Here is a 23,415-nt window from a genome sequence, read left to right as displayed (position 1 = left end):
GCTGTCCTCCTATAATACTTCCGGAGCTAAGGAAACAATCTTCATGAACTGTTTCTCACGAAGCTCTCTGGCTACTGGTCCAAAAATACGGGTTCCTTTTGGAGTTTTGTCATCTTTGATAATAACTGCTGCGTTCTCATCAAATTTGATGTAAGAACCGTCTTTACGACGAGCGCCTTTTACGCTTCTTACAACAACAGCTTTTACTACGTCACCTTTTTTAACAACGCCGCCTGGTGTTGCATCTTTGACCGAAGCAACGATTACATCACCAATGTTGGCATATCTTCTTGTAGAACCGCCCATAACACGAATGCATAAGATTTCTTTTGCACCGGTGTTGTCAGCGACTTTCAGTCTAGTTTCCTGCTGAATCATGCTGGTATTCCTCCTTTAGCATTCTGATCTCTTATTTATTTCGCTTTCTCAACGATCTCCACAAGTCTCCATCTCTTATCTTTGGATAAAGGTCTTGTTTCCATAACTCGTACGGTATCACCTACATGGCACTCGTTGTTTGCATCGTGTGCTTTCAGCTTATATGTGCTTTTTACAATTTTCTTGTACAGAGGATGTTTTACATGGTCTTCGATGGCAACCACGATAGTCTTATCCATCTTATCGCTGACAACTTTGCCCACGCGAGTTTTTCTAAGATTTCTTTCTTCCACGATATTTTCCTCCTAATTACTCAGCTGCGTTTGCCTTCTGGGCAATAACAGTCTGGATTCTTGCAATATTTTTGCGAACCTCTTTGATTCGGCTTGTATTGTCAAGCTGGTTGGTTGCATTCTGGAATCTTAAATTGAAGAGTTCCTTTTTAGCAGCTACTAATTCGTCATTCAGCTCAGCTGCGCTCTTTGTATTTAAATCTTTTACAAATTCGTTAGTTTTCACTGTTATCACCGCCTTCTAAGTCTGCACGAGAAACAACTTTGCATTTACATGGTAACTTATGCATGGCAAGACGTAATGCCTCGCGGGCTGTTTCTTCCGGAACACCTGCGATTTCGAACATTACACGGCCTGGTTTTACTACTGCTACCCAGTACTCCAGAGAACCTTTTCCGGAACCCATTCGGGTTTCAGCCGGCTGTGCGGTTACTGGTTTGTCCGGGAAAATTTTGATCCAAACTTTACCACCACGTTTGATGTAACGTGTCATGGCGATACGGGCTGCCTCGATCTGGTTGGATTTGATCCAGCATGGCTCAAGGGCTACGAGACCAAATTCACCGTAGTTAATTTTGTTTCCTCTGAGGGCTTTACCCTTCATGGAACCACGGAACTGTTTACGACGTTTTACTCTCTTCGGCATTAACATAATTAATTCTCGCTCCCTTCCTTTTTAGTTCTGGTTGGAAGTACTTCGCCATTGTAGATCCATGCTTTTACGCCAACTTTACCGTAAGTGGTATCTGCTTCAGCGAATCCATAATCGATATCGGCACGCAGGGTCTGCAGCGGAATAGTTCCCTCGCTGTAGAACTCGGTACGAGCCATATCAGCTCCACCAAGACGTCCGGATACAGATGTTTTGATTCCCTTAGCGCCAGCTCTCATCGTACGCTGCATGGTAGACTTCATAGCACGACGGAAGGAAATACGGTTTTCCAGCTGTAATGCAATGTTCTCAGCAACGAGCTGTGCATCGCGGTCCGGTCTTTTTACTTCTTTGATATCTACGATAAGCTTTTTGTCAGTCAGTTTCTGAACTTCAGCTTTTACTTTCTCGATCTCTGCTCCGCCTTTACCGATAACAACGCCCGGTTTTGCGGTGTAGATGATAACTTTTACTCTGTCAGATGCTCTTTCGATTTCGATCTTGGAAACACCTGCGCTGTACAGTTTCTTCTTCAGGTATGTGCGGATGTTGTAGTCCTCTACGAGGTTATCTGCGAAATCACCCTCGGCATACCATTTGGAATCCCAGTCTTTAATAACACCGACTCTCAGGCCGTGTGGATTAACTTTCTGTCCCATGACATGTCCTCCTTATTTCTCGTCTAACACAATCGTGATGTGGCTGTTTCTCTTCAGGATTCTGTAAGCTCTGCCCTGTGCTCTCGGATGAATTCTCTTCATGGTCGGAGCCTTGTTAGCGAAGCACTCAGCTACATACAGGTTTTCTCTGGAAAGACCGTTGTTGTTCTCAGCGTTTGCGATTGCGGACTCCAGCAGTTTTTTCACTACGCTGGAGGCATATCTCGGGTTATAAGTTACAATACCAAGTGCGGTTGTTACGTCTTTACCGCGGATTGCATCTAAAACAAATCCAGCTTTCTGCGCAGACATTCTAGCGTAGGATAACTTTGCAGACGGTCTGGTATCTTTGTTAGCATTTCTTGCTCTTTTAATCTGACTTCTATGTCCTTTAGCCATTGCTAAAAAACCTCCTCTCTCAAATCATTCTACTTAGCGGACGCCGGATTTCTTCTCGTCCTTGCCGTGACCTCTGTAGGTTCTGGTTGCTACGAACTCACCGAGTTTGTGTCCAACCATATCCTCTGTAACGTATACCGGCACATGTTTTCTTCCGTCATGAACAGCGATTGTGTGTCCAACGAATGACGGGAAGATTGTAGAACGACGTGACCAGGTTTTAATGACTGTTTTATCTCCTGAAGCGTTTGCAGCGTCAACTTTCTTTAACAGGCTTTCATCTGCAAATGGTCCTTTTTTTAATGAACGAGACATCGTTTACCTCCTTATTTCGATAAAGCTTTTCCATCGCGTCTTCTTACGATGTACTTGTTAGACTGCTTGTTCTTTGCTCTGGTCTTCAGGCCAAGAGCCGGTTTTCCCCAAGGAGTAGACGGGCCCGGACGTCCGATACCGGTCTTTCCTTCTCCACCACCATGTGGATGGTCATTCGGGTTCATGACAGAACCACGTACAGTCGGGCGGATACCCATGTTACGTTTCCGTCCTGCTTTACCAATGTTGATCAGGCTGTGCTCGCCATTTCCAACAACACCGATGGATGCACGGCAGTTGATCGGAACCATTCTCATCTCTCCAGACGGAAGACGAAGGGTTGCGTATTTGCCTTCTTTAGCCATCAGCTGAGCGCCATTACCAGCTGCACGAACAAGCTGTCCGCCTTTGCCTGCATGAAGCTCTACGTTGTGAACCATGGTACCAACCGGAATCTCGGACAGCGGCAGGCAGTTTCCAGGTCTTACTTCGGCAGCAGCGCCGCTCATAACCTTCATGCCAACTTTCAGTCCTTCCGGAGCCAGGATGTATGCTTTCTCGCCGTCTGCATAGCAGATCAGAGCGATGTTTGCTGTTCTGTTCGGATCGTACTCGATCGATTTAACAGTTGCCGGAACATCATCTTTTCTTCTCTTAAAGTCGATGATTCTGTATTTTCTTCTGCTTCCGCCTCCGCGGTGTCTTACAGTGATTTTACCCTGGTTGTTACGTCCAGCGTTTTTCTTCAGGGACACTACCAGAGATTTCTCCGGTGTGCTCTTCGTGATTTCGTTGAAATCAGAGGAGGTCATGTGTCTTCTGGAAGGTGTATATGGGTTAAAGCTTTTGATTCCCATTACTTTGTTCTCCTTTCATTTCGTATCGCACTTATGTGTGCATATTTCGAACAGCTGCTAATTAAAGTCCTTCGAAGATCTCGATGTCTTTGCTGTCCTCGGTCAGAGCAACGATTGCTTTCTTGCTCTTTGCAGTTTTTCCAACTACCATTCCACGACGTTTGTTCTTTCCGTCCATGTTCATGGTGTTTACGCTTTTAACTTTTGTTCCTTCGAACATTTTCTCAACTGCTTCTTTGATCTGAGATTTGTTTGCTTCCGGGTGAACCATAAATGTGTATTTCTTCTCGCCCATAGCGTTCATGCTCTTCTCAGTTACGATTGGTTTCAGGATTACGTCGTAATATCTGATATCTGCCATTATGCGTACACCTCCTCGATAGATGCAACACTGCTCTTGGTTGCGATGATGGTGTTGTATTTCAGCATGTCGAATACGTTGATGGTATTAACAGATGCAGTCTGAACGCCAGCAATGTTTCTTGCGGAAAGTGCTACGTTTTCGCTGTCATCTCCGATGATTACCAGTGCGTTGTTTACTTTGAGGTTATCAAGCACTTTCTTCATCTCTTTTGTTTTAACTTCTGCAAGTTTCAGCTCATCAAGAACGATGAATTTGTTCTCCTGAACTTTGCTTGTCAGAACGGATTTTAATGCAGCTCTTTTCTCTTTCTTGTTCATTTTGAAAGAGTAATCTCTTGGTACTGGAGCGAATACAACTCCGCCGCCTGTCCACTGAGGAGCTCTTGTTGAACCCTGTCTTGCGTGACCTGTTCCTTTCTGTCTCCACGGTTTTCTTCCGCCACCGCTTACTTCGGAACGGGTTTTAGCTTTCTGAGTTCCCTGACGATTATTTGCAAGCTGAAGCACTACAGCCTGATGTACCAGATGCTCGTTGATTTCTACACCGAACACTGCATCATTAAGCTCCATGCTGCCAACTTCTTTGCCTTCCATATTTAATACAGATACGTTAGCCATTACGTGTGTTCCTCCTTTCAACGAACTTATTTACCGCATTTTACTGTCTCTTTGATGGTAACCATGGATTTTTTCGGTCCTGGTACAGCACCTTTGACTAACAGTAAATTGTTCTCTACGTCAACTTTTACGATTTCCAGGTTCTGTACGGTGATTTTCTTTCCACCCATCTGTCCTGGCATTCTTTTTCCTTTGAATACCTTACTCGGATCGGAGCAAGCACCATTGGAACCTGCGTGACGATGATATTTGGAACCATGAGCCATAGGTCCTCTGGACTGACCATGTCTCTTGATGGCACCCTGGAATCCTTTACCTTTGCTTGTTGCAGTAGCGTCGATTTTGTCGCCTGCGCCAAAGATATCGGCCTTGATTTCCTGTCCTAATGTATAGGTTTCGGCATCTTCAAATCTGAACTCTTTCAGATATCTCTTGCAGGAAACACCTGCTTTTGCGAACTGGCCTTTCATCGGTTTGTTCACACGGTTTTCTTTCTTCTCGCCGAAGCCTACCTGAATTGCACTGTACCCGTCGTTGTCTGCGGTTTTCACCTGTGTTACAACACACGGACCTGCCTGCAATACAGTTACCGGTACTAAAACACCGTTTTCGTCGAAGATCTGAGTCATTCCGACTTTTGTAGCTAAAATTGCTTTCTTCATTCCTTTTACCTCCTGTTTTATCTACAGCGGAACTTCCTATTATAAAGAAGTTCATTCTAGCGAACAGTTGATATAAGTGGAACACTATGACCCTTAGGGATGTTGATTCCTTCGAATGAGTGTTGCTTCTATATCATCTATTGCTTACTTAATTGATGGCCGGGGGCTGATCCCGGACTTTTTGCAGCTGATCTTATTTGTTTTTCATCTTGATGTCGATGTAAACACCAGCCGGCATTTCCAGTCTTGATAATGCATCCACTGTTTTCTGGGTAGGTGCGATGATATCAATCAGTCTCTTGTGGGTTCTCTGCTCGAACTGCTCACGGGAATCTTTGTACTTATGAACGGCACGAAGGATAGTTACTACCTCTTTCTTCGTTGGAAGCGGTACTGGTCCGCTCACCGTTGCTCCGTTCTTCTTTACAGTTTCGATAATTTTCTGTGCAGATGCATCTACTAACTGATGATCATACGCTTTCAGTGTAATTCTCATTACTTGACTTGCCATAAAAAAAGTCGCCTCCTTTTCGCACTTTTACGAGTACGACAAGCGGTGACTGTACACTTACCCGTGTGTGTCCTGATGTTTGCACACGGTCGTTTCCACTCTTACAGGTGGACTTAATTGTGGGTACAGTGACTTGTCGCCAGTTTCTTTAACTTGACATTCGCTCCACGGAAAACCCGCTGTTTCTCAGCGGCAACCTCGCGCTTCAACGCTATCAATGTCACAACAGTTGTTAGTATACAAGAAAGCACGCGAAAAATCAAGGTTTTTTTTTATTTTTTTCGATTTATCCGTTTTTATGCAAAAAGAGAAATACAGGGGGGCCGTGTTGTGCACTTTTCCTATATTTCTCTCTTTTTTGACGTTTTCCAACTATTCAGAGCCCCATCTCGATTCCGCTGCGATGCATCTCGATGTGGCTTCTTGCCATATGAACAAAAAGAAAAGAACGTTCATTCATGCAAGCATGATTCGCGTTCTTTTCTTTTCGTTCGCATGGCTCTGAATAGTTACAGAATGTCGGAATAATCTAAGATTGTGATGCCGGTTGCAGGATCTTCAATGACTTTCGGGTCATCTCCGGCTGCGTGGGCCTTCTGGAGGAGTTCTTCCGCCGTGTAAACCGGCATGGCAAGTTCGATCGGCTCGGACGGTTCCGGTTCCGGCTCTTCGATGGTTTCTTCAAACTCTTCGATTTCTTCCACAGTTTCCGGCTCTGTAGATTCCGTTTCTTCGGTTTCTTCTGTCACTTCTTCCGCTGTTTCTTCTGCGGCAGCTTCTTCGACGATTTCCGTTTCTTCCACGGCTTCCGGAATTTCTTCGGTTTCTTCTCCTCTTACAAGGTTCTGCAGATCGACGGTATGAAAGGACACCTGCTCCGTTCCTTCTTCTTCCAGATCCGGAATTTCAAATTCGTCCTGTTTCTCTTCTTCTGCCGTTTTCTGGTCGGCTGCTCTCAACTGTTCGGTCATTTCCTGTTCTTCCCGTTTCTTTTTTTCTACCAGGGCAGCTTTCTTTCTGCTGCGAAGCTCTTCGGACGCTTTCTCATCGTCCTCGTCCTCGTCTTCTTCCTCTTCTTCCTCATCCTCTTCTTCATCACGTTTCCATACCTCGGAAAGGATGAACAGAATGACCAGAAACAGAATGGCAAGTCCGATGATCATGATTCCCTCTCTGCTCTGCGCCGCCATCGACAGAAAGCCGATCACCGGAATCGTGACGATCACTTTGCTCACGGTTGCTCTCACGGTAATTTCCGTTGTGTCTCCACTGATCACATTTTTTACGGATGCGGTTCCGGCAGCGGTGTCGAGGGACTGTATCGTATAGATATACTTTCCGGAATTGTCATCAACCAGGATTTTGTCTCCCGTCGCAACCGATGACGTATCTGTCTTCTTTGCGTACGTGACAGCGCCGCGGGAAATGTTGGTATTTCCCATCCCGTCTGAGACAAGTGTCGTGATACCGGCAAACGGCGGAATCACCAGTGCGCCTGCTGACAGGATTGCAAGCAGAAGCAGCGTATTCACAATTACCTTCAGTAATTTTGACATATTCAATTCTCCTTGTATTCTCAGTCTTTGCCCCCTATTATAACCCCTTTTCTTCGATTATGCAAGAAAACGTTACGCATCGTGTCCCGGCCGCCCGGTTCCGCGTGTCGAATTTTTCGATTTTTTCTTGAAGATCTGTCCTGTTTCTTCTATACTATATGCATAACCAAAGGGGGAATACTTTCATATGAATACACTGATCAAAACCATCGAAGATCTTTCCCTGAACGCATGGCCGTCTCACCAGATCGAGCTGTACGACGGATGGATTCTTCGTTTTTCTTATTTTTATACACACCGGACCAACAGCGTCGAGCAGATCGGGCCGTCCACGATTCCGGTGGAGGAAAAAGTGCAGTACTGTGAGGAGATCTACCGTCGCTGGGGTACACCGGCAATTTTCAAGATCAGTCCGCTTGTCAATCCCGGCTTTGATGCAATGCTCGCCGACCGCGGCTATGTAGTCCAGCACACGACGCACGTCATGACAATGGATCTGGCGAACTTTGCCAAAAAGGATCCTGCCGTTGCCGTGACCGTCAGCAGCTTTATCCCGCCGAAATGGATTGACAGCCTCTTTGCTTTAAAGAGCACGACGAACGTGATGCACCGCATGGTCGTTCCTTCGATGTACCGCGCTATTCCAAAAGAAACCATCTGTACCTCCATCCAGGATGAAACCGGAACGATCGTTGCCACCGGCCTTGGCATCCGCGACCGCGATTACGTCGGTGTCTATGCCATCCATGTGCATCCTGCGTACCGCCACCGCCACTACGCTTCCTCGATCTGCCGCACAATCCTCTCCGAGGGAATCCGGCTCGGTGCAACGAAAGCATATCTTCAGGTTGTCGAGGGAAACACGCCTGCGATCACACTGTATGAATCGCTCGGTTTTTCCTATTTCTATACCTACTGGTTCCGCGCGAAGAACGTGGTCTGATTTTCGTCTGATTTCACATAAAAAAGCATAGCAAAACGGCATGTCAAAATTTTCTGACATGCCGTTTTGCTCTATGTTCATGCTATAAGTGCAGTAAGATTATTCAGCAAAAGGACTGCTTAAATATTTTTCAACGCCGTCCATGGCTTCGCTCTCGTCTTTTCCGTTTGCGGTCACGGTAACTTCCTCGCCATTGTCCAGACCAAGTGTCATCATACCCATAATGCTCTTCGCATTTACTTTTTTTCTGCCGCTCTCGACGTAGATTTCACTTTCGTACTGGCTCGCTACCTGTACCAGCATGGCAACTGGTCTCGCCTCCAGGCCGCTTGAAAGACGAATTGTGATTGGTTTCTTAATCATAATACTTCTCCTCCTTGTTTCCTTCGCAAATCTTCTGCAATCTCTTTTAGTTTCCTTAATCTATGATTAACTCCGGATTTACCAACAACCGGCGTTAACATCTTGCCCAGTTCCAGAAGCGATGCTTCCGGGTATTGTAAGCGGAGCCTTGCCATCTGCTCCAGCGGTTCCGGCAGAGAAGAAAAGCCTGTGGTTTCTTCGATATACCGGATATCTTCGATCTGGCGGATCGCCGCGCTGACCGTTTTGTTGATGTTGGCAGTTTCACAGTTCACCTTTCGGTTGACACTGCCGCGCATTTCTTTTAAGATCCGCACGTTTTCCAGATTCATAAGTGCGATGTTGGCTTCCATGATGCCAAGCATCTCCACAATCTGTGCGCCTTCTTTCATATAAACCACATGGTGGTTTTTCCGGAGAACGATCCGTGCATCAATTCCAAAGCTTTTCAGAAGTTCCTGCACCTGTTCTGCTCTCGGCGCATCGGGGCAGACAATTTCGAGATGGTAAAACCGGTTGGGATCGCTGATGGAACCGGACGCTAAAAATGCGCCCCGCAGAAATGCCCGTTTGCAGCACTGACGCTGTACCACAACAGCCGGAATCGGCATTGTTAACTGCCGGTCTGTCTCGTGTAACTTCACTGCCTGCAGAATCTGACAGGTTTCTTCCCTGTCATTTGCGCGGATCAGATACGTATTTTCCTTCTGATTCAGCTTAACTGCAAGCTCTGCCTCTATATTAAATGTTTTTTTCAATAAAGTAAAGTACTTTCTTGCCACATACGCATTCTCTGTCTGAATCCGTATCGTCCCGTCCTTCTCGGAAATCTGTCCGCAGAGTGACAGGATCGCCGCTGTTTCCGCAATCTGGCAGTGGCGTGCCGTCGGAAGATGTCTCGATAATTCCTCTTTTACCTCGCTTGAGAATGACATCCTTCCACCTCTAAATTCCTTTTCGGATGGCGTCTTTTTCCAGATCCCGGTGCTCAATCCGGATTCCATAGTCCTTCGCGTTGGAAAGACGCCGGTACAGCTCGTTGGCAAGGGTTACGGAACGGTGTTTTCCGCCGGTGCAGCCGATGCTGATAATGAGCTGATGCTTGCCCTCGGAAATATAATTCGGAATCAGAAAACGGATCATATCCTCTAATTTTTCCGCAAACACCTGCGCTGTCTCAAATCCCATCACATAATCCCGCACCGGAGCATCGTTGCCGGAGAGCGGGCGCATGCCTTCTACGTAGTAGGGATTCGGCAGGAACCGCACATCGAAAACAAGGTCCGAATCCGCCGGGATTCCGTATTTGAATCCAAATGAGAGCACAGTAATCATCAGATTTTTGAATTTCTGATCCTGCACGAAAATCTTATCGAGCTCCGCTTTCAGCTCTCTTGTGAGAAGCTGGCTCGTATCGAGAATGTAGTCCGCATCTTTTTTCAGGAACTCAAGTGCTTTGCGCTCTTTTCTAATTCCCTCATCCACCCGTCCAAGACCTGCCAGCGGGTGCGTTCTTCTCGTCTCTTTGTATCGTTTGACCAGCACGTCATCGGACGCGTCCAGAAACAGGATCTCATAGCAGATTCCGTTGATGCTCATCCACTCCAGAACATTCTGCAGGTCCGGGAGCGCCTGGCCGCTTCGGATATCGATTCCGACTGCCACTTTCTGGATTTCTCCGGAAGTACCGTCGGCGGTAAGCTGTGCAAATTTTTCAACCAGCGGGATCGGAAGGTTATCGACGCAGAAATATTCCGCGTCCTCCAGCATTTTCAACGCTGTACTTTTTCCCGCACCGGACATGCCGGTCACAATTACAAAACGCATGTTTTTTCTCCTTTGGTGGATAACGAAAATCAGAATTCCCCGAGGAACTGGATTTCCGGCTCAAGCTGTACGCCAAACTGTTCTTTTACTTTTGCCTGGATCTGACGGATCAGTTCCATCACATCCGATGCGGTTGCACCGCCTGCATTGATCAGAAAGCCGCAGTGTTTTTCCGATACTTTTGCACCGCCGACTGCGTAGCCGGAAAATCCGGCATCCATCACAAGCTTGCCTACAAAATAGCCTTCCGGCCGCTTGAATGCGCTGCCGGCGCTCGGATACTCGAGCGGCTGTTTCTCTACCCGCTTGTTTTTCAATTCCTGCATGCGGGCAAGAATTTCTTCTTTATCTCCCGGAACAAGCATAAGTTCTGCTCCAAGTACGACGTAGCCCCTGTCTTTGATGACGCTGGCACGGTAGCCGAAGCCGAGCTCTTCTTTTTCCAGTTCCCGGATCTCACCTTCTCTTGTGAGTACAGTGACATTCTGTACAATATCCTTCATCTCTCCGCCGTAGGCTCCCGCGTTCATACGGACGCCGCCGCCTAAAGTTCCAGGGATTCCGGAGGCAAACTCCATACCGGAAAGACCGGCTTCTCTTGCCGCCCGGCTGATGGATACGAGCATGCTTCCGGCTTTCGCCCGGATTCTGTTTCCTTCCACTTCGATTCCCTGAAAGTTTTTGTAAACCGAAAGAATCACACCGTGGTAGCCCTCGTCACTTACAACGAGATTGCTGCCGTTTCCGGTGACGAACCACGGGATCTCTTTTTCTTCGCAGAGAGCCACGATTTTTCTGATTTCTTCTTCTGTATGAGGAGCGACGAAATAATCTGCCGGACCGCCCACGCGGAAGGTCGTATGATTTTTCATCGGTTCTGCGGTCTGTACCGCATCTTCCCCTGCAATTGCATAAAGTTCTCTGACAATCTCTTCTTTGATCACGATTTTTACCCTTTGCCGCATCTGCGGCCGAACATTTCATTATGAATTACTACGAATTACAGATTATACTTTTTTTAGACGCGAAAGCAGCCGACATCCCTCACTTCTTCGTTCGTTCTGCCAGCCGCTGTTTTTCTTCTTCGTCTGCCCGCCTTTTTTGCAGGCTCACGGGCTATTCTACCACGAACCCTCAAAAAGTGCAACGAACTTTTTCGTTCCGGCTCTTTTTTCTATCAGATCTTCCGGATCAGTATCATTTCCTACATCAGACAGTCTTTTCCATGGATTCTCGACGGGGTGACAAGCACCATCTGATTCATGAGATTTTCTTCCGAAAGAACGGCAACGCGCAGATATTCTCTCGTATGTCCCGTCCAGTAACGGACGCCGTCGATCTCGACTTCTTCTTCCATGAGCACTTCCAGCTCTTTTCCGAAGAAGCCTTCCATATATTCCTGTCTCCGTCTCTCGTCCAGTTCCAGCAGAACATGGCTGCGCTTCGTCTTCTCCTGCTCCGGAATCTGGCCTGCCATCGCTGCGGCGCGGGTGCCTTCTCTTCTCGAATACTTGAAGATGTGAGTCTCGAAGAAATGAATGTCCTCGACAAAGGCGCGCGACTCTTCAAACTCCTCCTCACTCTCCTGCGGGAAACCGACAATCACATCGGTCGTCAGCGCCGGATTTCCATATACCTTACGCAGCAGATCGCATTTGTGTTTGTATTCTTCTGCGGTATATTTCCGGTTCATCCGCTTCAGTGTTCCATTGCTTCCGCTCTGCAGTGAAAGATGGAAATGCGGGCACACCTTCGGCATTGCGGCGATCGCCTCTGCAAACTCTTCGGTGATGATGCCCGGCTCCAGGGATCCGAGACGGATTCTTCTGATGCCGTCCACTGCATCAACAGCGCGGATCAGGTCGAGCAGCGTCTCTTTTTCGCCCTCCGGGAAATCGAGTCCGTAGGAGGAAAGGTGGATACCGGTCAGCACGACTTCCTGGTATCCGGCCTCCACCAGACGTTTTACTTCTTCTACCACATCACTCTGGCGGCGGCTTCTGACTCTGCCGCGCGCGTACGGGATAATACAATAAGTACAGAACTGATTGCATCCATCCTGTACTTTCAGGAATGCGCGGGTGTGCTCCGCCGTTTTGCTGATCGAGAGTGTCTCGTACTCACGGTTGTGTGTCATATCCACGAGGAAGCTCTTACACTCCGCGTCGGATGGTTTTCCACCATCCTCACGTTCTGCCAGAAAGTTTTCCAGAATATCCACAAGATCTTTCTTCTTATTATTTCCGATGATCAGATCAATCGCCGTATCCTCTTCGAGTTTTTCCCCAGCCGCCTGCACATAACAGCCGCAGGCCACAACAACCGCATCGGGATTCATCTTTTTCGCTTTGTGCAGCATCTGCCGCGATTTCCGGTCCGCAATGTTCGTCACGGTACACGTATTAATAATGTAAACATCCGCTCCCGGTGCAAAAGGCACGATCTCGTACCCTCTGTCTTCGAGGAGCTGCTGGATGGCTTCCAGCTCATATGCGTTCACTTTACACCCAAGATTATGCAAAGCTACCGTTTTTTTCATGCCATACTCCTTTCTTCTTCATCTTTATTATTAAAAATCACGAAGATTCCACTTTATCTTTGTATGTTTTCGCATTGACTTTTTCCCCTCCAGACGGTAAGATAAAGCTGTTAAATGAGGGTAATAAATAATGTTAACCAAATAACAGGGAGGATTACAAACATGAAAACAGTACAGATTTCTCTTAATTCTATCGACAAAGTAAAATCTTTCGTCAACGACATTTCCAAATTCGATTTTGATTTCGATCTGGTATCCGGAAGATACGTAATCGACGCAAAATCCATCATGGGAATCTTCAGCCTCGACCTTTCCAAACCGATCGACCTGAACGTCCATGCTGATGGAGATGCTCTTCAGACCGTACTTGATGTTCTTGCTCCGTACATTGTATAATTACGATAGAACATAAGGGCCGCGCACTCGCCGCGGCTCTTTTTTTGTCTTTGTTTATCATCAGGACCGGATCTTGTTTTTCAGAACCCCCAAAACAAGATCCGGCCTTTTTGTTCTTTAAAGCAAGTTTTCCTTAGCAGACCTCGATCGTCTCTGCGGTAGAAACTGCGCGTTCCATCATCTCGTCGATCACGTCGTCCAGATGGCGCTCGGAGCATTTGATGACATTCAGGTTCGGTTTTGTCACCGGATGCTTTGCAACGAAGATCGTGCAGCAGTCCTCATACGGCAGAACAGATGTCTCGTACGTACCGATTTTTTCGGAAATATCGACGATCTCCTGTTTGTCGAAACCGATCAGCGGACGGAAGACCGGCATGGTGCAGACTTCGTTGGTAACGGCGAGGGAATGCATCGTCTGGCTTGCCACCTGTCCGATACTCTCTCCGGTGATCAGGCCAAGGCATTTGTCCTGACGTGCAAACGCTTCTGCGATCTTCATCATATAACGGCGCATGATGATGGTCAGCTCGTCGTGCGGGCATTTTTCGTAGATTGCAAGCTGGATCTCGGTGAAGTTGACCACATGCAGACGGATCGGGCCGCTGTAGCGTGCAACGAGTTTTGCAAGATCCACAACCTTCTGTTTGGCTCTCTCGCTGGTGTACGGCGGAGCGTGGAAGTAAACGGCATCAATCTTAACACCGCGTTTTGCGATCATGTATCCGGCAACCGGACTGTCGATACCGCCGGAAAGCAGCAGCATGGCCTGTCCGTTTGTGCCGACCGGCATACCGCCAGGGCCTGCGATGCTCTCGCAGTACAGATAAATCTTCTGACGCAGCTCGACGTTCAGATAGATATCCGGCTCGTGAACGTCTACTTTGAGGTTCGGGCAGACATCGAGGATGCGGCCGCCCAGCTCGCAGTTGACTTCCATTGTGTGCATCGGATAGTTTTTGTTCGCACGGCGTGCGCATACCTTAAAGGTTTTCTCCTCGGTCGGGTACAGCTCTTTCACGTAGGAAACCACTGCCTCTGCCAGATCTTCAAAGCCGGTGTCCTCTAAAATGACAACCGGGCAGATCTCGGCGATACCGAAAACTCTTGTCAGCGCATCGACAGCGCCCTCGTAATCAAAGTCTCCTTCGGTGTTGACATAGATTCGTCCCATCTCACGGGTGACCTGGAAATTTCCGTCTACCGGGGCAAGCGCGTGCTCCATCTGTACGCAGAGCGCTTTCTCGAACAGATGACGGTTCTTTCCTTTAATGCCGATCTCGGCATATTTTACCAGAAATGCTTTGTACATCATCGTTTTTTATTCTCCTTTTTTCTCAGCCAGATCACGGAAGAACAGAGGATATTCCTCAGAAAATTTCTTCAGGATCAGGTCAGATACCTGACGCATCTGCGGATGTGCGGCGTTGGCGCTTCGAAGCCGGATAAAGTGGCGCCACTCTCTTAAGTTCATGGTCATGACGATCTCGGTTTTCAGGGAGTTCGGAAGAATGCTTCTTGCCTCCTCCGGCTTTGCTCCGAGTTCGAGCATCTGGAAGTAATACTGCTCTGCAGCTTCCATTGCTTTCTGCCATACCTCGTATTTTTTACTGTCGTTCTCGTCGTCCAGATCATAGGAAAATCCGGTTGCCAGATCGATACAGGTGATCTGGTTTCCAAATTTATCTTTCGAATAGTTGCAGTAGCGGGTGCTCTCCTGGCTGTAGCTTGCGATACGGTGGCGGACGATCTCATGGGTCACGCCGCGGTCGCACGTTACTTTTACGGTGATGGAGCCGTGCTCAATGACGGATTCATGGCCGCGTTTGATGATGCCTGCGATGAATTTCTCTGCAGTGCCTTCTCCAATGCGCTCCTCGCTCTTGTAGCAGACTCTTCCGATTTTCTCGATCCGGCGCAGCATATCCTCGTAGGATTCGGTGCTCAGGATTTCAATTTCCGGCTGTATTGTAATCATAATTTTCCTCTTTCTATTATTTCCTGGTAAATCTGCGCAGCATCGGCAGTACCTCGCGCAGCGTATCCAGGGTATAATCAATCTGTTCCAGTGTCGTAAATTCGCTGAAGCTGAACCGCACGGCAGACTCCATCTCGGCTTTCGATGCGCCGATGGCAGTCAGCGTCGGGCTTCCGGCTCTCTTGTGTGATGAGCAGGCGCTTCCGGCGGAAACGTAGATCTGGCGGTCCTCCAGCGTGTGCAGCAGCACTTCACTGCGCACATTTAAGAATGATGCATTGACAATCTGCGGCGCACCCTCTTCTTCCGGCATGCCATGGATGACCACATCGTCCAGCTCCCGTAAGCCTTCGATCAGACGGTGTTTGCAGGCACGCATCTGCGCGGTCTGCTCGTCAAAATGCTTGTAAACGATCTCAGCGGATTTCGCAAGGCCTGCGATGCCCGGCACATTGTCGGTTCCGGAACGCATGCCGTTCTGCTGGCCGCCGCCTAAGATCAGCGGACGGATTTTTACTTTCTCATCAATATATAAAAAGCCGCTTCCCTTCGGTCCGTGGATCTTGTGGCCGCTCACGGAGAGCATGTCGATGCCCATCCGTTTCGGATAAATCCGGTATTTGCCGAACGCCTGGATCGCATCGACATGAAAATACGTTTTCGGATTTTTCGCCTTGATTCTGCGTCCGATCTCCCCGATTGGCTCAACAGAACCGATCTCATTGTTGACATACATAATCGAAACGAGAATCGTCTCCGGCGTGATCGCTTCTTCGAGTTCGTTCACATCCACAAGGCCTTCTTTATTTACCGGCAGGCGCGTAATACGGAACCCCTGCTCCTCCAGAAATGCCAGCGGTGCCGACACGGCCGGGTGCTCGATCGCGCTTGTGATAATGTGGTTTCCCGTTCTCTTATTTGCCATTGCTGTTCCGACGAGCGCCCAGTTGTCGGACTCTGTGCCACCGGAGGTAAAGAAAATTTCTTTTTCTTTGACTTTCAGAATCTTTGCCAGCGTTTCCTGGGCGGTTCTGATATATTGTTCTGCTTCTACCCCTTTTTGATGCATCGCAGACGGATTTCCATAATGATTTACCATCAGATCACAGACGAGATCTGCGGTTTCCTGATAAACACAGGTGGTTGCGGAATTGTCCAGATATGCTTCCATTATCTTGTTCGTTCCCTTCCTTCTAAAAGATACACCAGAATGGAAAGCACGGTCATTCCGGCCGTTTCCGTGCGCAGAATGCGCTTTCCGAGCGTAATCGGCTCTACCTTTTCCTTCATGGCCATTTCCACTTCCGCTTCGTCGATACCGCCCTCCGGTCCGATCAGGATCGCAATAGATTCACCCGGTTCAATGGATTCCAGAATTCTTCTCGTTCCTTCCATCCCCTCTGCGTTCTCATACGGCATCAGGCGAACGTCTGATTCTGCTATCATTGCAAGCGCCTGCTGAAATGTAACAGGCATGTGTACCGTCGGAATCTGCATCCGTTTGGACTGCTTTGCCGCACCAAGCGCGATCGTCTGCCAACGCTCTGCTTTCTTTTCCGCCTTTTTCCGGTCCAGCTTCACAACGCAGCGTTTCATCTCCACCGGAACAATTTCCGTCGCACCAAGTTCCACTGCTTTTTGGATGATCAATTCCATTTTGTCACCTTTTGGCAGACCCTGAAACAGTACAATTCCGGACGGGAGTTCTCTGTCTGCTGCTGTGACTTCTTCTACTGCGGCAAGAACCTCCCCTTCCGGAAAATCCGAAACGGCACAATGATATTCCTTTTCGCCTCCGGTACTGACCAGTATTTTTTCGCCCGGCCGCATGCGGAGCACATTTTTGATGTGATTAACGTCACTGCCCGTGATGTGGACAGTGCCGTCATAAATCTGACTTTCTTCTACAAAAAAACGGTACATGAATCTGTTCTCTTTCTCTTCTGGTGTTTCGCTTTTCTTAATTTACATCGGTTTTCTTGCTGTAACGGAAACCCATTCGCCCTGATGTGTAACTTCAACCACTTCAAGTCCCGCTGCAACGACTGCCTCTTTGACAACTTCCTCTTTCACATCGAGAATGCCGGATGTGATATAAACAGCGCCCGGCTTCATCTGGTGTACGATTACCGGCGTCAGCGGAACGAGAACATCTGCAAGAATATTGGCGGTAACGATATCGTATTTCTCGTATCCGACTCTGTCCTGTACTTCTTTGTCATCAATGATATTTCCGATCATCATATCAAAAGCTTCTACCGGAATTCCATTGACTTCTTTGTTTTCCTCAACCGCAGGAACCGCACACGGATCGAGGTCTGTTCCGACCGCATGACGCGCACCAAGCTTCAGTGCAATAATCGAAAGAATACCGCTTCCGGTTCCGACATCAAGCAGCTCGGTATCCTTTGTCACATATTTCTTTAACTGACGGATGCAAAGCTGTGTTGTCTCATGCATACCCGTTCCAAAGGCTGTGCCCGGATCGATATGGATGATCATTTTATCCCGGTCTTCCGGCTTTACTTCCTCCCAGGACGGGATGATCAGAATGTCGTCCACATAGAACTGTTTGAAATACTGTTTCCAGTTGTTGATCCAGTCCTTGTCCTCTGTCTCAGACTCTGTGATGGTGCACTCTCCAAGGTCCAGGAACTCCTGCATTTCTGCAAGTGCCGCGCGGACATCTGCAAGAACCTTCTCCTTGTCCTCATCCACATCGAGGTAAAAATTCAGGTAGGCAATGCCGTCGTCATCCGGAATATCCGGCATGATATCCACGAACATCTGCTGTTTGTCGCTCTCGGTCAAAGGCTGTTTGTCCTGAATTTCCACGCCTTCGATTCCCACATCGGCCAGAGTGGAGATCACAATGTCTTCCACTTCCGATCTTGTTTTTAATGTAAATTTATTCCATTTCATTGTTTAAACTCCTTTTTGCGCTTCTCTTTTCCATACGTGCAAAGAAAACCACATTTATCATACACGATATCGTTCCTGTTGTAAATGTTATTTTCGGCTTTTACGGCCCGTCTCAATCCGAAATCTTTGTCAGAAAGCCATCTTTTTTCGCCTTCTGATAACGCCATATCAGCCCGAGTGTGGATAAAATGCGAACCCCAAGATCTATCAGGTTGAACCGGTACAGTGCCGTAAGATCTGCCCCAAGTGCCGTATACAGACGGACACCAAGCAACGGCAGAACACTGTTGGTCAGCGTCGTCATCATCGTAAAGAGGCTGATCAAAAGCGAACGGTTCTTTTCCGGTGCGGCATTTAAAAGAATCTGTACCGTGCAGAGTGCAACGGCACACTGTGGAGCGTTCAGAACCGTCATCAGAACAATAAAAGTAACCCCGCGGTACGCCAACGGTAAATGTGGAACCAAAATCATAATAACCGGGCAGAAGCAAAGACCGATCCCGGCGAAAATCAGTGCAAAATCCGGCGATTTTTTCCGGACAACCTTCGCGATCATTCCAACTGCCGCAAGCTGACCGATATTGAAAACACCGTTGCAGATGGAAAGTGTCATCTCCGACATTTTGCAGTATTTGACCTGTCCTAAATACCACATGCTCCAGTCAAGCTGCCAGGTGATATAGAAAAAGACCACCGGCACGAAGAACCAGCGCAATGCTTTATTTTTCCCACACTTGTGATCGCCTCCAGCAGGTCAGAAACAGAAAAACGTGAGGATGCATTTCCCGCTTCTGCCGGAGCTTTGCCCTCCTCCTGCTGTTTCACCGGAATTTTTTTGATTGCAGCGGCCTGCAACAAAACGCAGACAGCACACAGATAAAAGAAGCTTCGGAGTACCAGAAGTTTTCCATCGGCCGTGTGGCATCTTCCCATCAGAATCCCGCAGATCACCGGTGCAAGAATGCCAATCACAAACATGAACTGATTCCGAAAGGCATAGACATCGTTTCGCTGCCGCAGTGAAACCGCAGCACCGAACATTGCCTGCCACTGCGCATTGTAAATAGCAAGTGCCCCCGCAGTAAATGCCAGTGATACAAAAAACAGCTCCATACGTCTCTCGCCGAGTGCCGGTACACTTCCAAGAAATGCATAGCCGGCACACATCACAAGAAGCGTAAGCATCGGTATCGTCTTTGTCGACTTCAGACGATCCGCCAGAATTCCAAGCGGCAGCAATGCTGCACACGCTACAATGTTCGGCACCATCTGGATAATGCCGATCTGACTGTCGGTTGCACCCATGTTTGTCGCATACAGATTCAGACCGAAACCGTTAATCGATGTGATATATTGCAGAAATACACCCTCGACGGCAAACAGCAGCATGATCTGCGCAGATGGCGGCATCTTTTTTGCCCGGTAAAACAGACTCTTTTTCATTGCTTCATCCCCCATGCCTTCTTTTGTCATCTTCACGTTCCTGCCCCCTGCCGGATACGTAAAGATTCTGCTTTCATAATGGCAATTGCATGTTCAAATGTCAACAGAAATACCCGGATCCGATGTGAGAATTTTAACGGCATTTTCTGTCAATATTCACAAAAGAAAAAAGGGCATTCTTCCTGTTGAATGCATGGGTTTGGCATAAGAAAAAGGAGCCCCCGTTTTACCTGGGGCTCCGCCTATTGGAAATGTTTATAGCAATCTCAGAAACTTGCGTTATTTTCGGGGTTTGCTATCAGAATTCGATCTCGCGCAGATATCTGTGCAGCGCATCCTGCCAGGTCGGCAGTTTTTCGAATCCGTTCTCGGTCAGTTTCTCTTTGCTCATGCGGCTGTTGGACGGACGTTTTGCTTTTGCCGGGTACTGGTCAGAGCTTACCGGTGATACACTTACTTTTCCGTAAGCCGGATCGATCTCAGCGGCCTGTTTGAAAATCTCGCAGGCGAACTCATACCAGGAGCAGAGTCCCTCGTTTGTTGCATGGTAGCGGCCGTAGTTCTCTTTCTCTGCCATGTCGACAAGCAGGCGGGACAGGTCGTAGGTGTAGGTCGGGCTTCCTACCTGATCATCTACAACAGTCAGATGATCGTGTGTCTTTCCAAGGTTCAGCATGGTCTTGATGAAGTTCTTTCCGTTCACGCCGAATACCCATGCGATGCGGACGATGTAGAATTTTTTCACCCATTTCTCTACCGCGAGCTCTCCCTCGTATTTCGTCTGGCCGTATACGTTCAGCGGATGACGCTCATCATCCGGCTCCCACGGGCGGGTACCCTGGCCGTCGAATACGTAGTCGGTGGAGATGTAGATCATTTTGCAGTCAAGGTCATGGCAGACTTTTGCGATGTTCTCGGTTCCGACTGCATTGACCTGATGTACTTTTTCTTTTTTGTCATCATCCTCAGCAAGGTCTACAGCGGTCCATGCTGCACAGTGGATTACGACATCCGGGTTTGCTTCGGTAATGACTTTTCTTACGCTTTCTGCATCGGTGATATCCATTTCTTCAATATCAACGCCGATTCCTTCATGACCGCGTTTTGCAAGTTCATTCATGACGTCATGGCCGAGCTGGCCTTTTACACCTGTTACAAATACTCTCATAATGGTTCTCCTTTTTTCTGATTTTGTTATCGTTATGTTTTGTCTGTCTCTTGTTTTTCAGTCTGATTTTCTGTTTGTACCATGAGTATAAAGGATGACGTTATGTCATGGTCAAGCACTTTTTTTCAAAAACTGCCCCGGATTTTTCTTCCGGGGCAGTTTTCTTCAACGCTGTTCGCTTTTATTTGTCGATATATTTTCCGTTCATCACGTCCATCAGGTACTGGCCGTACTGGTTTTTCTTCAGCGGCTCGATGTCGGTCAGAAGCTGGTCTTTGCCGATCCAGCCGTTCAGGTAACCGATCTCCTCGAGGCACGCGATCTTGCGGTGCTGATGGGTCTCGATGGTTTTTACGAAGTTGGTTGCCTCTACCAGACTCTCATGTGTACCGGTATCCAGCCAGGTGAAGCCCTGTCCGAGAAGCTCAACGTTCAGGCTGCCGTCTTCCAGATAGATCCGGTTCAGGTCGGTGATCTCAAGTTCTCCGCGCGGTGACGGTTTCAGGTTCTTTGCATACTCTACGACTTTGTTGTCATAGAAGTACAGACCTGTAACACAATAGTTTGATTTCGGTTTCTCCGGTTTCTCTTCGATGGAGATGGCTTTTCCCTCGGAGTCAAATTCTACGATCCCGAAACGCTCCGGATCATCTACATAATAGCCGAATACGGTTGCGCCTTTTCCGGTCTCAGCGTTTTCTACTGCTGCTTTCAGGCGTTTGTTCAGACCGTGTCCGAAGAAGATGTTGTCGCCGAGCACCATGGCAACGGAATCATCCCCGATGAACTCCTCGCCGATGATGAAGGCCTGTGCCAGTCCGTCCGGGCTTGGCTGTACCTTGTAGGAAAGCTGTACACCGAACTGATGGCCGTCACCGAGCAGTGCCTCGAAACGCGGGGTGTCCTGCGGGGTGGAGATGATCAGGATGTCGCGGATGCCTGCATTCATAAGAACAGACAGCGGATAATAGATCATCGGCTTGTCATAGATCGGGAGAAGCTGTTTCGATGTTACCATAGTTAACGGATAAAGACGTGTGCCGGAACCTCCGGCAAGTACGATACCTTTCATAATTCGTTACTCCTTTTTCGTATATGATACCTCTAGTATAACCTCATTCCCGGAAACGCGTCAACCCGTATCGTAACGTAACCGTTACTGTTCACCCAGCAGTGAAACACTTGCTGTTTCGCTGCGTAAGAACATGTTTCAGGTGTGAGCAACCCTCCTTTTGCGAAGCAAAACTTTAAATGAGGGTTGCGAATGTTACAGTTCGCTGGGCACCAGTGAACTGTAACACGTAACGGTGTGTGATAACTTTGTGACGTTTCTGTTATCAGCAGCTGTATTTCGTCAGTTTCTGGCGGGAATAGATCGAGCTGTTGCGGTTGAATACGTAGGCCGCGGTGCAGACAATAAAGAAATATGGCAGATAATCGTAGCCAAAAATCTCGCCGCCAATGAAAATAGCCGCCAGTAAGGTGTTGGTTCCGCCGCCAAAAACCGCCGCATAGCCAAGCGCCGCGGAAAGCTCCACCGGAATACCGAACAGATTGCCAAGGACTGCTCCCAGGGTTGCTCCGATGGTAAACAGCGGTGTTACCTCGCCGCCCTGAAACCCGGCGGACAGCGTCAGAATTGTCAGGATAAATTTCAGCGCCCAGTCATATGCATATACCTTTTCCCCATGAAATACCGCTTCCACCAGATTCGTTCCAAAGCCGCAATACCGTCCGCGGTACAGAAGCAGGAACAGAATGCTAAGGATAACACCGATGGAGAAAACACGCACCAGCGGATTTTTGATTTTTTCGCCGAGATATTTTTTCGTGTGCTTTAAGCACCAGGCGAAGAGGCCGCCTGTGATTCCAAAAATAATACCAAGTGTAATCAGACGCACCAGCAGGAACGGTGTCAGGCTTTCGCTGATGTGGACAGCCAGATTTTCTTTGCGGATTCCAAGCAGGGAAGCTACAGCGCTCGCAGAGAAAGATGCGGTAAACGCCGGAAGCAGTGCCTCGTACCGCATTTCACCCGCAGCGAGCACCTCTACCGCAAAGATCACAGCTGCAATCGGCGTTCCGAACATGCCCGCAAAGCCGGCGGCCATACCGGTTACCAGAAAGATACCGGGCGCGTTTTTAAACGGTAATTTTTTGCCGGCAAAATAGGAAAACACAGCACCGATCTGAACGGCAACGCCCTCGCGGCCGGCACTTCCACCGAACAGATGCGTCAACGCCGTTGAGAGCATTGCCAGCGGAATCATGCGAAGCGGAAGCTCTGTCTCCTCTTCATACGCTACATCAAAAATCAGACTCATGCCTCCTTTTCCCCTGCCACCGAATTTCTGATTGACTGCCACGATCACAAGACCTGCCATAGCGAGAAACGGCAGACACCAGAAAAGATGTGCCACGCGAACAGCCGTGACTTTCAAAAGCAGACGGCAGAACAGCGCCTCAATCAGACCGACTGCCGCACCGAGCGGAACGCCGGTCACACCGAGCAGCAGCAGGGCGCCGTAGGTGCGAAGGGATTTCTTCAGTTCTTCTTTCATTCTCTTTCTCT

The 23,415-nt window shown here is 48.3% G+C and carries 30 protein-coding genes; 2 read left to right on the top strand and 28 right to left on the bottom strand.

Going from position 1 to position 23,415, the window contains the following annotated elements; all coding sequences use genetic code 11:
• Positions 1–9: 9 nt before the first annotated feature.
• The 13 genes from rplN to DXB83_RS05095 form a co-directional block, all read right to left on the bottom strand.
• Positions 10–378: a 50S ribosomal protein L14 gene (rplN, locus tag DXB83_RS05155; RefSeq protein WP_022461656.1), complete on the bottom strand. Its 369-nt coding sequence runs from the start codon at positions 376–378 to the stop codon at positions 10–12.
• 35 nt (positions 379–413) lie between these two features.
• A complete protein-coding gene (rpsQ, locus tag DXB83_RS05150) occupies positions 414–671 on the bottom strand; it encodes a 30S ribosomal protein S17 (protein WP_022461657.1) in 258 nt (85 codons plus the stop codon).
• 16 nt (positions 672–687) lie between these two features.
• Positions 688–897, bottom strand: coding sequence for a 50S ribosomal protein L29 (rpmC, locus tag DXB83_RS05145; protein ID WP_022461658.1), 210 nt, complete (start codon positions 895–897; stop codon positions 688–690).
• Entirely contained in the window at positions 887–1,324 is a 438-nt protein-coding gene (rplP, locus tag DXB83_RS05140; protein WP_022461659.1) for a 50S ribosomal protein L16, read from the bottom strand. Before rplP ends, rpmC begins: the two co-directional genes overlap by 11 nt.
• 2 nt (positions 1,325–1,326) lie before the next feature.
• Entirely contained in the window at positions 1,327–1,983 is a 657-nt protein-coding gene (gene rpsC / locus DXB83_RS05135; RefSeq protein WP_022461660.1) for a 30S ribosomal protein S3, read from the bottom strand.
• Positions 1,984–1,995: 12 nt separating this feature from the next.
• Positions 1,996–2,382 (bottom strand): 50S ribosomal protein L22, encoded by a 387-nt coding sequence (rplV, locus tag DXB83_RS05130; protein WP_022461661.1) that lies wholly within the window; start codon positions 2,380–2,382, stop codon positions 1,996–1,998.
• Positions 2,383–2,415: 33 nt separating this feature from the next.
• Positions 2,416–2,697: a 30S ribosomal protein S19 gene (gene rpsS / locus DXB83_RS05125; RefSeq protein ID WP_022461662.1), complete on the bottom strand. Its 282-nt coding sequence runs from the start codon at positions 2,695–2,697 to the stop codon at positions 2,416–2,418.
• Positions 2,698–2,708: 11 nt separating this feature from the next.
• The gene (gene rplB / locus DXB83_RS05120) at positions 2,709–3,554 is read right to left on the bottom strand and encodes a 50S ribosomal protein L2 (RefSeq protein ID WP_117510470.1); all 846 of its coding nucleotides are present in this window, start codon (positions 3,552–3,554) and stop codon (positions 2,709–2,711) included.
• A 61-nt stretch (positions 3,555–3,615) separates the two neighbouring features.
• Positions 3,616–3,915 carry a 50S ribosomal protein L23 gene (gene rplW, locus DXB83_RS05115; RefSeq protein WP_022461664.1) on the bottom strand — a complete coding sequence of 100 codons (300 nt, stop codon included), beginning with the start codon at positions 3,913–3,915 and terminating at the stop codon, positions 3,616–3,618.
• Complete coding sequence (gene rplD, locus DXB83_RS05110) at positions 3,915–4,535, bottom strand: 50S ribosomal protein L4 (RefSeq protein ID WP_022461665.1); 621 nt, start codon at positions 4,533–4,535, stop codon at positions 3,915–3,917. Before rplD ends, rplW begins: the two co-directional genes overlap by 1 nt.
• A gap of 26 nt (positions 4,536–4,561) precedes the next feature.
• Positions 4,562–5,197 (bottom strand): 50S ribosomal protein L3, encoded by a 636-nt coding sequence (gene rplC / locus DXB83_RS05105; protein ID WP_022461666.1) that lies wholly within the window; start codon positions 5,195–5,197, stop codon positions 4,562–4,564.
• A gap of 193 nt (positions 5,198–5,390) precedes the next feature.
• Positions 5,391–5,708, bottom strand: coding sequence for a 30S ribosomal protein S10 (gene rpsJ / locus DXB83_RS05100; RefSeq protein ID WP_117510469.1), 318 nt, complete (start codon positions 5,706–5,708; stop codon positions 5,391–5,393).
• Between the two features lie 509 nt (positions 5,709–6,217).
• The gene (locus tag DXB83_RS05095) at positions 6,218–7,264 is read right to left on the bottom strand and encodes a hypothetical protein (protein WP_118697332.1); all 1,047 of its coding nucleotides are present in this window, start codon (positions 7,262–7,264) and stop codon (positions 6,218–6,220) included.
• 187 nt (positions 7,265–7,451) lie between these two features.
• Here DXB83_RS05095 and DXB83_RS05090 point away from each other — a divergent pair, with 187 nt between their 5' ends.
• Positions 7,452–8,207, top strand: coding sequence for a GNAT family N-acetyltransferase (locus DXB83_RS05090; protein WP_117510467.1), 756 nt, complete (start codon positions 7,452–7,454; stop codon positions 8,205–8,207).
• A 99-nt stretch (positions 8,208–8,306) separates the two neighbouring features.
• Here the strand turns inward: DXB83_RS05090 and DXB83_RS05085 are convergent, their stop codons facing one another.
• From DXB83_RS05085 to mtaB, 5 genes are all read right to left on the bottom strand, one after another.
• Positions 8,307–8,570 carry an HPr family phosphocarrier protein gene (locus DXB83_RS05085; RefSeq protein ID WP_022461839.1) on the bottom strand — a complete coding sequence of 88 codons (264 nt, stop codon included), beginning with the start codon at positions 8,568–8,570 and terminating at the stop codon, positions 8,307–8,309.
• Positions 8,567–9,505 carry a DNA-binding protein WhiA gene (whiA, locus tag DXB83_RS05080; protein WP_117801362.1) on the bottom strand — a complete coding sequence of 313 codons (939 nt, stop codon included), beginning with the start codon at positions 9,503–9,505 and terminating at the stop codon, positions 8,567–8,569. Before whiA ends, DXB83_RS05085 begins: the two co-directional genes overlap by 4 nt.
• Positions 9,506–9,515: 10 nt before the next feature.
• Positions 9,516–10,397, bottom strand: a complete 882-nt coding sequence (rapZ, locus tag DXB83_RS05075; RefSeq protein ID WP_022461841.1) for an RNase adapter RapZ — start codon at positions 10,395–10,397, stop codon at positions 9,516–9,518.
• A gap of 29 nt (positions 10,398–10,426) precedes the next feature.
• Positions 10,427–11,338 carry a UDP-N-acetylmuramate dehydrogenase gene (murB, locus tag DXB83_RS05070; RefSeq protein ID WP_416822211.1) on the bottom strand — a complete coding sequence of 304 codons (912 nt, stop codon included), beginning with the start codon at positions 11,336–11,338 and terminating at the stop codon, positions 10,427–10,429.
• A gap of 263 nt (positions 11,339–11,601) precedes the next feature.
• On the bottom strand, positions 11,602–12,936 hold the full coding sequence (gene mtaB / locus DXB83_RS05065; RefSeq protein ID WP_117804624.1) for a tRNA (N(6)-L-threonylcarbamoyladenosine(37)-C(2))-methylthiotransferase MtaB: 1,335 nt from the start codon (positions 12,934–12,936) through the stop codon (positions 11,602–11,604).
• A 162-nt stretch (positions 12,937–13,098) separates the two neighbouring features.
• On the opposite strand from mtaB, the gene DXB83_RS05060 reads away from it, so the two are divergent.
• The gene (locus DXB83_RS05060) at positions 13,099–13,332 is read left to right on the top strand and encodes an HPr family phosphocarrier protein (protein WP_022461844.1); all 234 of its coding nucleotides are present in this window, start codon (positions 13,099–13,101) and stop codon (positions 13,330–13,332) included.
• A gap of 133 nt (positions 13,333–13,465) precedes the next feature.
• On the opposite strand, the gene thiI is transcribed toward DXB83_RS05060, so the two are convergent.
• From thiI to DXB83_RS05010, 10 genes are all read right to left on the bottom strand, one after another.
• Complete coding sequence (gene thiI, locus DXB83_RS05055; RefSeq protein ID WP_082424694.1) at positions 13,466–14,644, bottom strand: tRNA uracil 4-sulfurtransferase ThiI; 1,179 nt, start codon at positions 14,642–14,644, stop codon at positions 13,466–13,468.
• Between the two features lie 9 nt (positions 14,645–14,653).
• A complete protein-coding gene (gene thyX, locus DXB83_RS05050; protein ID WP_118697331.1) occupies positions 14,654–15,310 on the bottom strand; it encodes an FAD-dependent thymidylate synthase in 657 nt (218 codons plus the stop codon).
• Between the two features lie 16 nt (positions 15,311–15,326).
• On the bottom strand, positions 15,327–16,481 hold the full coding sequence (locus DXB83_RS05045; protein ID WP_117804625.1) for a cysteine desulfurase family protein: 1,155 nt from the start codon (positions 16,479–16,481) through the stop codon (positions 15,327–15,329).
• The gene (locus DXB83_RS05040) at positions 16,481–17,233 is read right to left on the bottom strand and encodes a 16S rRNA (uracil(1498)-N(3))-methyltransferase (protein WP_117761423.1); all 753 of its coding nucleotides are present in this window, start codon (positions 17,231–17,233) and stop codon (positions 16,481–16,483) included. The genes DXB83_RS05045 and DXB83_RS05040 overlap by 1 nt, the downstream gene beginning before the upstream one ends.
• A 42-nt stretch (positions 17,234–17,275) precedes the next feature.
• Entirely contained in the window at positions 17,276–18,232 is a 957-nt protein-coding gene (gene prmA / locus DXB83_RS05035; RefSeq protein WP_022461849.1) for a 50S ribosomal protein L11 methyltransferase, read from the bottom strand.
• A 112-nt stretch (positions 18,233–18,344) separates the two neighbouring features.
• Positions 18,345–18,887, bottom strand: coding sequence for a hypothetical protein (locus DXB83_RS05030; protein ID WP_117804626.1), 543 nt, complete (start codon positions 18,885–18,887; stop codon positions 18,345–18,347).
• The gene (locus DXB83_RS05025; protein ID WP_117804627.1) at positions 18,875–19,705 is read right to left on the bottom strand and encodes an MFS transporter; all 831 of its coding nucleotides are present in this window, start codon (positions 19,703–19,705) and stop codon (positions 18,875–18,877) included. Before DXB83_RS05025 ends, DXB83_RS05030 begins: the two co-directional genes overlap by 13 nt.
• A gap of 268 nt (positions 19,706–19,973) precedes the next feature.
• Complete coding sequence (gene rfbD / locus DXB83_RS05020; protein WP_022461851.1) at positions 19,974–20,843, bottom strand: dTDP-4-dehydrorhamnose reductase; 870 nt, start codon at positions 20,841–20,843, stop codon at positions 19,974–19,976.
• A gap of 181 nt (positions 20,844–21,024) precedes the next feature.
• Complete coding sequence (rfbA, locus tag DXB83_RS05015; protein ID WP_022461852.1) at positions 21,025–21,915, bottom strand: glucose-1-phosphate thymidylyltransferase RfbA; 891 nt, start codon at positions 21,913–21,915, stop codon at positions 21,025–21,027.
• Positions 21,916–22,180: 265 nt separating this feature from the next.
• Positions 22,181–23,404, bottom strand: coding sequence for a chloride channel protein (locus DXB83_RS05010; protein ID WP_055227751.1), 1,224 nt, complete (start codon positions 23,402–23,404; stop codon positions 22,181–22,183).
• Between the last annotated feature and the right edge of the window lie 11 nt (positions 23,405–23,415).

It is taken from the genome of Blautia sp. OM06-15AC (genome assembly GCF_003481425.1).
In the GTDB taxonomy this organism is placed as follows: Bacteria; Bacillota; Clostridia; order Lachnospirales; family Lachnospiraceae; genus Fusicatenibacter; species Fusicatenibacter saccharivorans.
The sequence above is the reverse complement of the archived record's forward strand: the minus strand, read 5'-3'. Positions and strand labels throughout refer to the sequence as shown.